General features: G+C 70.4%; 13 protein-coding genes. 3 read left to right on the top strand and 10 right to left on the bottom strand.

Annotation, left to right across the window (positions count from 1 at the left end; all coding sequences use genetic code 11):
• Positions 1 to 53 precede the first annotated feature (53 nt).
• The 7 genes from AC07FV_RS00530 to clpS form a co-directional block, all read right to left on the bottom strand.
• The gene (locus AC07FV_RS00530; protein ID WP_479083631.1) at positions 54 to 1004 is read right to left on the bottom strand and encodes a PLP-dependent cysteine synthase family protein; all 951 of its coding nucleotides are present in this window, start codon (positions 1002 to 1004) and stop codon (positions 54 to 56) included.
• A gap of 5 nt (positions 1005 to 1009) precedes the next feature.
• Positions 1010 to 1288 (bottom strand): MoaD/ThiS family protein, encoded by a 279-nt coding sequence (locus AC07FV_RS00525; RefSeq protein ID WP_479083629.1) that lies wholly within the window; start codon positions 1286 to 1288, stop codon positions 1010 to 1012.
• A gap of 99 nt (positions 1289 to 1387) precedes the next feature.
• The gene (locus tag AC07FV_RS00520) at positions 1388 to 1483 is read right to left on the bottom strand and encodes a putative leader peptide (protein ID WP_310873142.1); all 96 of its coding nucleotides are present in this window, start codon (positions 1481 to 1483) and stop codon (positions 1388 to 1390) included.
• Positions 1484 to 1583: 100 nt separating this feature from the next.
• A complete protein-coding gene (locus tag AC07FV_RS00515) occupies positions 1584 to 2006 on the bottom strand; it encodes a M67 family metallopeptidase (protein ID WP_063482172.1) in 423 nt (140 codons plus the stop codon).
• Positions 2007 to 2176: 170 nt separating this feature from the next.
• On the bottom strand, positions 2177 to 3604 hold the full coding sequence (locus AC07FV_RS00510) for an amino acid permease (RefSeq protein WP_479083628.1): 1428 nt from the start codon (positions 3602 to 3604) through the stop codon (positions 2177 to 2179).
• Between the two features lie 352 nt (positions 3605 to 3956).
• Positions 3957 to 4571: a DUF2017 domain-containing protein gene (locus tag AC07FV_RS00505; RefSeq protein ID WP_479083626.1), complete on the bottom strand. Its 615-nt coding sequence runs from the start codon at positions 4569 to 4571 to the stop codon at positions 3957 to 3959.
• Positions 4572 to 4612: 41 nt separating this feature from the next.
• A complete protein-coding gene (clpS, locus tag AC07FV_RS00500; RefSeq protein WP_053131729.1) occupies positions 4613 to 4930 on the bottom strand; it encodes an ATP-dependent Clp protease adapter ClpS in 318 nt (105 codons plus the stop codon).
• A 98-nt stretch (positions 4931 to 5028) separates the two neighbouring features.
• Here clpS and AC07FV_RS00495 point away from each other — a divergent pair, with 98 nt between their 5' ends.
• Both AC07FV_RS00495 and AC07FV_RS00490 read left to right on the top strand, forming a co-directional pair.
• Positions 5029 to 6384, top strand: a complete 1356-nt coding sequence (locus AC07FV_RS00495; RefSeq protein WP_479083624.1) for a nicotinate phosphoribosyltransferase — start codon at positions 5029 to 5031, stop codon at positions 6382 to 6384.
• A 103-nt stretch (positions 6385 to 6487) separates the two neighbouring features.
• Positions 6488 to 7075: a nicotinamidase gene (locus AC07FV_RS00490; protein WP_361011101.1), complete on the top strand. Its 588-nt coding sequence runs from the start codon at positions 6488 to 6490 to the stop codon at positions 7073 to 7075.
• Between the two features lie 11 nt (positions 7076 to 7086).
• On the opposite strand, the gene AC07FV_RS00485 is transcribed toward AC07FV_RS00490, so the two are convergent.
• Both AC07FV_RS00485 and AC07FV_RS00480 read right to left on the bottom strand, forming a co-directional pair.
• Positions 7087 to 7428: a hypothetical protein gene (locus AC07FV_RS00485; protein ID WP_479083623.1), complete on the bottom strand. Its 342-nt coding sequence runs from the start codon at positions 7426 to 7428 to the stop codon at positions 7087 to 7089.
• 146 nt (positions 7429 to 7574) lie between these two features.
• The gene (locus tag AC07FV_RS00480) at positions 7575 to 9926 is read right to left on the bottom strand and encodes an immune inhibitor A domain-containing protein (RefSeq protein WP_479083621.1); all 2352 of its coding nucleotides are present in this window, start codon (positions 9924 to 9926) and stop codon (positions 7575 to 7577) included.
• A gap of 410 nt (positions 9927 to 10336) precedes the next feature.
• Between AC07FV_RS00480 and AC07FV_RS00475 the strand changes: the two genes are divergently transcribed.
• Entirely contained in the window at positions 10337 to 10627 is a 291-nt protein-coding gene (locus AC07FV_RS00475) for a hypothetical protein (protein WP_479083620.1), read from the top strand.
• Positions 10628 to 10663: 36 nt separating this feature from the next.
• On the opposite strand, the gene AC07FV_RS00470 is transcribed toward AC07FV_RS00475, so the two are convergent.
• Positions 10664 to 11473, bottom strand: a complete 810-nt coding sequence (locus tag AC07FV_RS00470; RefSeq protein WP_479083618.1) for an RDD family protein — start codon at positions 11471 to 11473, stop codon at positions 10664 to 10666.
• Positions 11474 to 11600: the final 127 nt, after the last annotated feature.

The raw sequence follows: 11600 nt of genomic DNA, 5'->3' as shown, positions 1-11600 counted from the left end.
CACGTCGCCGCCCCCCGGCGAGGACCGGGCCCATCAGCTCGCCCGAAGACGCCTCAGGCCCAGAGTTGGCCCTGGAGGGTCTCGATGGCTTCCTCGGTGGTGGCGGCCGTGTAGACGCCGGTGGAGAGGTACTTCCAGCCGCCGTCGGCGACGACGAAGACGATGTCCGCGCTCTCGCCGGCCTTCACCGCCTTCTTCCCCACGCCGATCGCGGCGTGCAGGGCGGCGCCGGTGGAGACGCCCGCGAAGATGCCCTCCTGCTGGAGGAGTTCCCGGGTGCGGGTGACGGCGTCCGCCGAGCCGACCGAGAAGCGGGTGGTGAGGACGGAGGCGTCGTACAGCTCGGGGACGAAGCCCTCGTCGAGGTTGCGCAGCCCGTACACCAGGTCGTCGTAGCGCGGTTCGGCGGCGACGATCTTCACGTCCGGCTTGTGCTCGCGCAGGTAGCGGCCGACGCCCATCAGCGTGCCCGTGGTGCCGAGGCCGGCCACGAAGTGGGTGAGGGACGGCAGGTCGGCGAGGATCTCGGGGCCGGTGCCGGCGTAGTGGGCGCCGGCGTTGTCCGGGTTGCCGTACTGGTAGAGCATCACCCAGTCCGGGTGCTCGGCGGCGAGTTCCTTGGCGACGCGCACGGCGGTGTTGGAGCCGCCCGCGGCCGGGGAGGAGATGATCTCCGCGCCCCACATGGCGAGCAGGTCCCGGCGTTCCCGCGAGGTGTTCTCGGGCATCACGCAGACGATGCGGTAGCCCTTGAGCCGGGCGGCCATGGCGAGGGAGATGCCGGTGTTGCCGCTGGTGGGCTCGAGGATCGTGCAGCCCTTGGTGAGGCGGCCGTCCTTCTCGGCCTGCTCGATCATGTGGAGCGCGGGGCGGTCCTTGATCGAGCCGGTCGGGTTGCGGTCCTCCAGCTTGGCCCAGATGCGGACGTCGTCGGACGGCGAGAGCCGCGGCAGGCGCACCAGGGGGGTGTTGCCCACCGCGGCCAGCGGGGAGTCGTAGCGCATCCCGATCAGGCCATGCCGCCGGCCACGGCCGGCAGGATCGTGATGCTGTCGCCGTCGGTCAGCTTGGTGTCGATGCCGTCGAGGAAGCGGACGTCCTCGTCGTTCAGGTAGACGTTGACGAAGCGGCGCAGCTGCTCCCCGTCCACGATCCGGGCCTGGATGCCCGTGTGCCGGGTCTCCAGGTCGGCGAAGAGCTTGGCGAGGGTGTCCCCGTTGCCCTCCACCGCCTTCTGGCCGTCGGTGTACTGGCGGAGGATGGTCGGGATGCGGACCTCGATGGCCATGGCTGAGGGCTCCTGTCGGAAGGTGTCGTGGGTTCGGTCAGGCGCGCGGCGGCACGCGGCAGCCCGCCGCGGCGCACGGCCGTACGGCGGCGGCGGAAATCAACAGATGGCGCTGTTCAGCCTGCACAGGTCGACGTGCAGGCGCGCCACGAGCAGCGTGCCCGGCGCCTTTTCGCTCACGTCGAGAAGAACCATGGGCTCATCGTATCGATTCCCGGTCCGGCCTCCGGAGTGTGATCTCACCCTGCGGACATGATTCATCCGCGATGTGGGACACGCTCGGGATCGGTGCGCCTCAGTACGCCTCCACGACCTTGACCTCCTCCTCCGTCACCTCGCCCTCCAGGATGCGGAACGACCGGAACTGGAAGTCGCCGGCGCCGTCGGTGTCCGCCGTGGAGACCAGGACGTAGTGGGCGCCGGGTTCGTTGGCGTAGGTGATGTCGGTGCGGGAGGGGTAGGCCTCGGTGGCGGTGTGGGAGTGGTAGATGACCACCGGCTCCTCGTCGCGGTCGTCCATCTCGCGGTAGAGCTTCAGCAGGTCCTGGGAGTCGAACTCGTAGAAGGTCGGGGAGCGGGCGGCGTTCAGCATCGGGACGAACCGCTCGGGGCGGCCCTCGCCCACCGGACCTGCCACCACGCCGCACGCCTCGTCGGGGTGGTCCTCGCGCGCGTGGGCGACGATCTGGTCGTACAGGGCCTGGGTGATGGTCAGCATGCGGCCAGGATAAGCAGAGGGCCGGTCCGTACCGATGGGTGGTACGGACCGGCCCGTATGCCGGACATCCTGAGCGGCGGACGCGCCGGGGTGCCACGAGCAACCCGTGCGGCCGGACGTCCTCGGTGCGCGCGAACGCGCTGGTCGGGGTCTGTCGGCCGGGGCGACCGTCAGACGATCTTCTCCATCTCCGGCTCGTCGCGCCGCTGGGTGACCGCCGGGTTGCGGCTCTTGAGCACCGCCCAGCCGATACCGAGCGCGACGGCCCAGCCGGCCATGACGTAGAGGCAGACGCGGGCGTCGGCGTCGAGGGCGATCAGGCAGGTGACGAAGAGCAGGAAGGCGATGGCGATGTAGGAGCAGACCGAGCCGCCCGGCGCCGGGAAGGAGGAGGCGGGCAGCCGGCCCGCGACGACCTTGCGGCGGTAGAGGACGTGGCTGATCAGGATCATCAGCCAGGTCCAGATGCCGGCGGCGGTGGCGATGGAGGTGACGTACCCGAAGGCCTTCTCCGGGACGACGTAGTTGAGGACCACGCCGATGCCCATGAAGACCACCGAGACGCCGATGCCGATGGCCGGGGTCTTGGTCGACGACAGCCGGTTGAAGACCTTGGGGGCCTCGCCGTTGTCCGCCAGGGAGCGCAGCATGCGGCCCGTGGAGTACATGCCGGAGTTGCAGGACGACAGGGCGGCGGTGAGGACGACGAAGTTCACGATGCCCGCGCCGGCCGGGATGCCGATGACCGTGAAGGCCTTCACGAAGGGGCTGACGCCCTCGGCGAACTCGGTCCACTTGACCACGGCCAGGATGACGGTGAGGGCGCCGACGTAGAACAGCGCGATGCGCCAGGGCAGGGTGTTGATCGCCTTGGGGAGGGTCTTCTCCGGGTTCTCGGACTCGCCGGCGGTGACGCCGACCAGCTCGACGGCGAGGTAGGCGAACATGACGCCCTGGAGGGTCATCAGGGACGAGCCGATGCCCTTGGGGAAGAAGCCGTCGAACTCCCACAGGTTGGAGACGGCGGCGGTGTCGCCGGCCTGGCTGAAGCCGAGGGTGAGGACGCCGATGCCGATGACGATCATGCCGATGATGGCGGTGACCTTGACCATCGAGAACCAGAACTCGATCTCGCCGAACAGCTTCACCGAGATCAGGTTGGCGACGAACAGCAGGACCAGGAAGACCAGGGCGGAGACCCACTGCGGGATGTCCGGGAACCAGTAGTGGATGTAGATGGCGGCGGCGGTGAGTTCCGCCATGCCGGTGACCACCCACATCAGCCAGTAGGTCCAGCCGGTGAAGTAACCGAAGAAGGGGCCGAGGAACTCGCGCGAGTACTCGGCGAAGGAGCCGGAGACCGGTCGGTAGAGGAGCAGCTCGCCGAGCGCCCGCATGATGAAGAAGATGATCACGCCCGCGAGGGCGTACATGAGGATGATGCTGGGGCCGGCCTTGGCGATGTTGGCCCCGGCGCCCAGGAAGAGGCCGACGCCGATGGCGCCGCCGATCGCGATCATCTGGACCTGGCGGCTGTTGAGTCCGCGTTCGTACCCCTCTTCGGGGGCCTTCTCCGTGTCGACCTGCGCAGAGGTCATGTGTGGTGCGCCTTTCTCCATGCCGAACCGGGCCTTCTCGCGGCCTCGGATCGGGTCTCGATCCCCCCGGATGATGGAGCTGAGCGGGCCTCACGTCCCGCTCGGTGCCTGGCCGGCGATCCGCCGGCTCGGTGGCGCACCCGGCCGAACATTCGGGTGGTGTTCGCCGGGCGGTCGTGAAGATTTACCACGACGGCCCGGCTGATCACAGGGGTGCTCTGTGACGTGCCCCACAGGCAGAAGCGGACAAAAACCACCCATGGGGTGCAAAAAAGGGCAGCGTTTTGGCGCGATCGTTATCCGGATTTGAGGGTCCGCTGAGCGGACACTCAGGGTGATCGAAACGCCACGTTCAGGGCATAAGAGTCGCGACGAGGGTCTCCTGGAGACCGCCGAGCCACAGGTAGGCCATCACCATGGGCTTGCGCGGGTCCTCGTCGGGCAGCCGGTAGAGCAGGTCGGTGTCGTCCTCGTCGGCGATCTCCAGCCGGGAGCCGATCGCCAGGCGCAGGTCGTTGAGGGCGCTCAGCCACTGCCGGGACTCCGCGACCGACAGCTTCAGCACCGCGCCGTCCTCGCCCGCCCCCGCGCTCGCCGAGGCGAGGGCGTCCAGGGTGCGGATCACCGCCAGCGCGTTGTCGCGCTTGCCGGCGCGCAGGTCGTTCTCCGTGTAGCGGCGGAACTCGGCGGAGTGCGCCCGCTGCTCCTCGGCCTCCGCGGCCTGCGGGGTGCCGTCGGGGTCGCCGTAGGCGTCGGGGAACAGGCGGCGCAGCACCGGGTCGGTGGGCGGCTCGCTCGGACCCTCGGCGAAGAGCTCGGCGAGCGGGTCGTCGGAGGCGTCCTCGGCGGGGCCGGGGCCGATCAGCTCCAGGAGCTGCACGGCCAGGGACCGGATGATGGAGATCTCGACGTCGTCGAGGGCGACGGCCGCGCCGCCGCCGGGAAGCGGTTCGAACTGTCCGGGCATCGAGGTGATTCAGCTACTTCCGTCCTGCGGGCGGGCGTGGGTCATTTCCGGTCCTGCTGGAGGGTGGCCCACAGGCCGTAGCCGTGCATGGCCTGCACGTCCCGCTCCATCTCCTCGCGGCTGCCGCTGGAGACGACCGCCCGGCCCTTGTGATGGACGTCCATCATGAGCTTGGTGGCCTTGTCCTTCGAGTAACCGAAGTAGGACTGGAAGACGTACGTCACGTAGCTCATGAGGTTGACGGGATCGTTGTGGACGATCGTCACCCAGGGCACGTCGGGCTCGGGTACGGCGAAGACCTCCTCCGCCGACTCGGTCTTCTCGATCTCCATGGGTGCGGCTGCCGTCACAGGGCCCATGCTGCCACCACAGGGGGGCGGCCGCACAAACGGGCCTGTGGGCCACGCCACGCGACCAGAAATCGTCACTCTGACGAAATGGGGGTACGATTCCTGCCATGAACACAGCGGACCTTGGGCTGCCGGTGGACGTACCCTCGACGGCGCTCTTCACGGACCAGTACGAGCTGACCATGCTCCGAGCCGCCCTGAAGGCGGGCACGGCCGAGCGGCGCAGCGTGTTCGAGGTCTTCACGCGCCGGCTGCCGGACGGCCGCCGCTACGGCGTCGTGGCGGGCACCGGACGGGTGCTGGACGCCGTGGAGAACTTCCGCTTCGACGCGGACGTCCTGAACTTCCTGCGCGAGCGCGGCATCGTCGACGAGGAGACGCTGGACTGGCTCGCCGGGTACCGCTTCAGCGGCGACATCTGGGGCTACCCCGAGGGCGAGGTGTACTTCCCGGGCTCGCCGATCATGCGGGTCGAGGGGACCTTCGGCGAGTGCGTGCTGCTGGAGACGGTGATCCTCTCCATCCTCAACCACGACTCGGCGATCGCCGCCGCCGCGTCCCGCATGTCCTCGGCCGCCGGGGGTCGCCCGCTGATCGAGATGGGCGCCCGCCGCACCCACGAGCTGGCCGCGGTGGCCGCCGCCCGCTCCGCCTACGTCGGCGGCTTCGCGACCACCTCCGACCTGGCCGCCGGCTTCCGCTACAACATCCCCACCGTCGGCACCTCCGCCCACGCCTTCACCCTGCTGCACGACACCGAGCGCGACGCCTTCCAGGCGCAGGTGGAGTCCCTCGGCCGCGACACCACGCTGCTGGTGGACACCTACGACGTCACCGAGGCCGTCCGCACGGCCGTGGAGGTCGCCGGGCCCGAGCTGGGCGCCGTGCGCATCGACTCCGGCGACCTGCTGCTGGTCGCCCACCGGGTGCGCCAGCAACTGGACGAGCTGGGCGCCACGGAGACGAAGATCGTCGTCACCTCGGACCTGGACGAGTACGCCATCGCCTCGCTGGCGGCGGCGCCCGTGGACGCGTACGGCGTCGGCACCCAGCTGGTGACCGGTTCCGGGCACCCCACGGCCTCGATGGTCTACAAGCTGGTCGCCCGGGCCGAGTCCGGTGCCCCCGCCGACGCCGCGGGGCCGCTGGTCGCGGTGGCGAAGAAGTCCAGCGGGGGCAAGACGTCGGTCGGCGGCCGCAAGTGGGCCGCCCGGCGCCTGGACGCCCACGGGTACGCCGAGGCCGAGGTGGTCGGCACCGGGCCGGTGCCCGAGGACCTCGCCGACCGGCAGCTCCTCGTGGAGCTGGTCAGGGGCGGCGAGGTGGTCGCCCGCGAGCCGCTGGACGCCGCCCGGGACCGGCACGCGGCCGCCCGCGCCAACCTGCCGCTGTCCGCCACCCAGCTCTCCCGAGGGGAACCCGTCCTTCCGACGGAGTACGTGCACGGGGGCTCGGGTAGCTAAAGCAGGTGCGGGCCTCACGGGCCCGCGCCGGCCGCCCGTCCGTCCCCTACCGTCCCCTACCGTCCCCTCCCTCCCCAGTCGACCCAGTCGAAGGACACCGACCATGCGCCGCGCCCTGATCGTCGTAGACGTGCAGAACGACTTCTGCGAGGGAGGCAGCCTCGCCGTGACCGGCGGAGCGGACGTGGCCGCCGCCATCACCGAGCTGATCGGGCAGGCGCCCGCCGGCTACCGCCACGTGGTGGCCACCCGCGACCACCACATCGCGCCGGGCGGCCACTTCGCCGACAACCCCGACTACGTCCACTCCTGGCCGGCGCACTGCGTCGCGGGCACGGAGGGGGTCGGCTTCCACCCGAACTTCGCCCCCGCCGTCGCCTCCGGCGCCATAGACGCCGTCTTCGACAAGGGGGCGTACTCGGCCGCCTACAGCGGCTTCGAGGGAGCCGACGAGAACGGCACGCGCCTCGCCGACTGGCTGCGGACCCGGGAGATCGACGAGGTCGACGTCGTGGGCATCGCCACCGACCACTGCGTACGGGCCACCGCCCTGGACGCCGCCCGCGAGGGCTTCCGCACCCAGGTGCTGCTCGACCTGACCGCCGGGGTGGCCGCGCAGAGCACCGAGCGCGCGCTGGAGGAGTTGCGGGAGGCGGGCGTGGAGCTGTCGGGCAAGCCGGTCGTCCACTAGCGCGGGCCCCGCTACGTCTGGGCCGCCGGGCGTCCGAGCAGGGCGCGGATCGGGTGCCACAGCTCCTGGACCGGCTCCGGACCGCCCGGGACGGCGGCCACCGGCGCCGTGCGCCAGATCAGGCCGTCCGGGTGGTGCAGGACCGCGGTGATCTCGTCGGGGGTCGGCGGGGCCGCGTTGCCCCGCAGGTAGACCGCGCGCAGCCCCAGGTTGCGCAGCCTGGTCAGGGCGCGCGCCCGGTTCTGGGCGTGGACGAGAAAGCGCAGGCTGCCGTCGGGGCCGGCGGGGCTGGGCAGGTTGAGCGCCACCACCACCGTGCCGTTCGGCAGCTTGCTGAAACCTCCTGCGGCCATGCGCTCATACCCCCGTGTCTGCCGGTGCCGGTCCGGATGTCGGACCAGGTGTCAATAAGAGGACCACAGGACGCACCTAAACACGGATCGGCGGCGACCCGCCAGGGGGTCACCGCCGATCATGCTCTGACCTGGGCAGATGCTGTTTACCTGCCCGCGGAGCCAACCTCCAGCTCGATCGTCGAGCCGTTCTTGGCCTCCTTCAGGATCTTGATCTTGGTGTTGGTGTCAGTGATCTTGACGCCGCCGGTGGGGTTCGCCTCGTCGTAGTAGTCGCTCTTGCGGTCGTTGAAGACCGAGACGCCCTTCGAGCCCGGGAAGTACTTCGCCACGTCGGCCTTGTGCAGCGTGATGGCGTCCGTGCGGTAGAGGCTGAACGGCGAGTCGTACGACTGGATGCGGTTGCGCAGCAGCGTGCCGTCCTTCCACTTCATCGCGGTCGGGTGCGAGTCGACGGGCAGGACCAGACCGGTGCCCGGGTGCTGGCTGGTGTTGTTGTCCGCCTGGGAGGTGTCCCACTTCCAGATCAGCAGGCCGTTCTGGTACGGGTAGTGCTCCACCCAGTCCGGGCGCTCCGTGAAGCCGAAGTTGTACGGGCCGGTCTTCAGCGTCTTGTCGTACGACACGTACTGCCGGTTCTCGGCGAGGTAGTACTGCGCGTAGTCCTTGGTGAAGGAGGCGCCGACGCGGGAGAAGCCGGTGGCCGTCCAGGCGGCGTCCGCGGTCTCGGCGTTGTCGGTGAAGAGCGCCTGGCCGTCCGCGGTGACCGCGATGGCGTCGGCCGTGAAGCCCTTCTGGGCCACGCCGCCGTCGGTCTGGTAGCGGAAGCGGACGTCGACCTTCTGGCCCGCGTAGGCGTCGAGGGAGTACGCGAACTTCTTGTGACCGTCCAGGGTCCCGTGCAGGGCCGGCTTGTCGGCGGCGTCGCGCGGGATCGGCTGACCGTCCACCGTGCCGTCGATCGCGGTCCAGTTGGCGCCGCCGTCGGTGGACACCTCGGTGTAGAGGTAGTCGTAGTTGGCCTCGATGTCGTACCAGCCGTCGAAGGTCAGCTCGGCCTTCGCCTTGCCGGTGAGGTCGACCGAGCGGCTCAGCGTGTTCTTGAGGTTGTCACCGCTGCCGCTCCACCACTGCGTGGCGCCCTCGGCGGGCGTGACGATCTCGGTGGTGACCGCCTTCTTCGGCAGCTCGACGACCAGGCCCTGCTTGTGCTTGGTGTTGTACTCCGCCACGCCCAGCTTGTGCCAGGAGCTGACCCCCGCCTTGGCGGTGTCGTAGTTCAGCCAGCCGAGCTGGAGCTTGTCCCAGGCGGTCATGTCGCCGGGCAGGTCACCGATCTCGTTGCGGCCGGTGCCGAGCCACGAACCGGACGACATCAGCGTCCAGAAGCCGGTGGAGTTGTCGCCGCCGGCGGTGTCGTAGTGGTCCGGCAGACCGAGGTCGTGACCGTACTCGTGGGCGTAGACGCCGAGTCCGCCGTTCTCCGGCTGGACGGTGTAGTCGCCGACCCAGATACCGGTGGAGCCGATCTGCGAGCCGCCGAGCTTGTTCTGCTCGGGGCCGGTGGCGCCGGCGTCGGTGCCGAAGGCGTACCAGCGGTGGGCCCAGATGGCGTCGGTGCCCTGGGCGCCGCCGCCCGCGGACTCGTCCTCGCCGGCGTGCACGACCTGGAAGTGGTCGATGTAGCCGTCGGGCTCGTTGAAGTCGCCGTCGCCGTCGAAGTCGTAGCGGTCCCACTCGTCGAAGCGGGCGGCGTCGGCCTTGATCTGGGCGTCGGTGCGGCCGGCCGCCTTCTGCTGCTCGACCCAGGCGTTCAGGCCGTCGCTGACGACGTTCCACACGCTGGGGCAGTTGGTGTCGCCGCAGGCGTTGTTGCCGTAGCGGGCCTCGTTGTAGGGGACCTTCACCCAGTCGGAGACCTCACCCTCGACCGAGTAGCGGCCGGAGGACTGCTTCTCGTAGTACGTCTTGACCGAGTCGACGCCCTCGCCGGAGCCGAAGTACAGGTCCTGGAAGTGCTGCTGGTCGTAGTCCTCCTTCCAGGCCGTGGAGTTGTCGGTCTTGCGGTTGGGCTTGGCGATCTGGTTGTGCAGCGGGCCGGCGTCGCCGCCGTAGCGGCTGTCGACCTTGTCGCCGAACTCGACCAGGATGGTGAAGATCTTGTCGGTCTTCTCCCGGCCCAGCTCGACGTACTTGCTGTCGCCCTTCTTGCTCTTGAGCTGGACGACGTTCGAGCCGTCCTTCTTCTGCACGGAGGCCTTGCCGGATATGACCTGGTTGAGGGCCTCCTCGCGCTGGGCCTCCTGCGTGTCGCTCAGGGGGCCCTTGAGGTCATGGGAGTCCATGCCCTTCGCGGGGTGCGGGTCGTGGCCCTCCACGGCCTCCGGCCGGGCCGGCGAGTCGGCCTGCGCCACACCGGCCGCGGAGAGCGTGGCGGTGGCGGCGGCCAGGGCGACGGTGGTCGCCGCCGTTCTGAACGTCCAGGATCTTCTGGTCACTTGAGTTCCTCCCCCGCGTGCACGCGCGCGGATGGGGGGACAAGGACAGAGCAGAGTCCGCGCACACGTGGTCATCGCGTGTAGTCAAGTGACGACATTTGACTAGAGGTTCACCGGAAAAGACAGACCTTGACTTGAGCAGGACAAGTGCACTATGCGGAGGGCGGGTTCGCTTTGCGGACACCCCACCGGGACCCGAGCGGCACCGGACGGGCGCGCGGGACCGTCCACGGACCGGGCACCATGAATCCGTGCGCCCCCCGTGCATCGGCCATGCCGGTTAGGTCACGCTTACTGCTGGTTCCACTCGGGCACACAGCGGGTTAGAGTCGCTTGGCACCACGCCCGGAAGCCGGCGGAAAGCCAGGCTGACAGCCCGTCTCACCCCCAGATTGTCTTCCGAGGACACGATGGCCATGCCCCGTCCGACTGCCGCACAGTTCGCCTACGGTACGTGCACCGTGATCTTCTCGACGCTCGCCATGCTGCTGCTGTCCGGGACGAGTTCGGGCCCCGGAGTCGCCGTCGTCGCCGTGGCCGCGCTCGCCCTCGGGCTGCTGGTGGCCCTGGCCGTCCCCCAGCCGAGGGCGCGCGGGGTGGCCGCCGTGCCGGCCCGCCGGCCCGCCCCGGACCGGGAGCCGGTGCCGGCGGCGCGGGTCTCCGCGGGCGCGGGCGAGACGGCCCGCGGTCGCGCCGCCTGACGTCTCCGTGCCGCCCGGGGCTCCGGCCCCGGGCCGTCAACGGGCGCTGACCACCACCGTCTTGGCCGCCTTGTCGTGCAGGCCCTGCTTGTAGGGCCGGTCGAAGAAGCTCCAGCCGCCCGCGATGATCGTCCAGACGCAGGCGCAGCAGAAGGCGAACGGGATCCACAGCACCAGGGCGCGGATCAGCGACGTCTGCACCGAGGGGGTGGCGCCGTTGTCCAGGTTGGCCACCCGCAGGCCGAGCCACTTCTTGCCGAGGGTCTGACCCGACTTGCTGGTCATGTAGGTGTCGTAGGCGATGTAGAGCACGGCGGCGATCAGGGACTGTCCGAAGGACTTGCCGACCGAGATGTCGTCGCCGTCCACCTGGTACTCCTGGACGTCGAACGCCCAGCTCAGCAGCCACACGACGATGCCCACGAGGATCATGTCGATGATCCGGGCGAGCGTGCGCCGGCCGCTGTCGGCGAGCGGGGGCATGCCGGCCAGTGGATCGGTGGGGTGGTTCCCGCCGCCGTACGGATCACCTCCGGCGGGACCGCCACCGCCGGGGGGCGGGGCACCGTAGGGACCACCACCGCCGGGGGGCGGGGCACCGTAGGGACCACCACCGCCGGGGGGCGGAGCACCGTACGGGCCCCCGCCGCCCGGCGGCGGGGGCGAACCGCCGGGGGGCGGGGGCTGGCCGGTGCTGCCGTGCGGGGGCGGATCGTCGTACGGCGAGCCCGTGCCGCCCGCGCCCGGGCCGGGTTCCTGGCCCGGTCCGGGGGACGGGGGACGCTTCCTGAACGGGTCGTCTTCCGGCGGCTGCCCGCCGGAGCCGGGGGGCGGTTCGCTGCTCATGGCCCGAGTCGACCGCGATCGCCCCGTACGCGCATCCGGCGAGCGGCCGTCCGGAGTACGCGCGCCTCCGGCGGTGCCCCGGGGCGGGGCTGCCCCCGGGCCCCGCGCGGGGCCGGGGCGGGCGGGG

The sequence above is a fragment of the Streptomyces sp. NPDC045956 genome, from assembly GCF_056430705.1.
The sequence above is the reverse complement of the archived record's forward strand: the minus strand, read 5'-3'. Positions and strand labels throughout refer to the sequence as shown.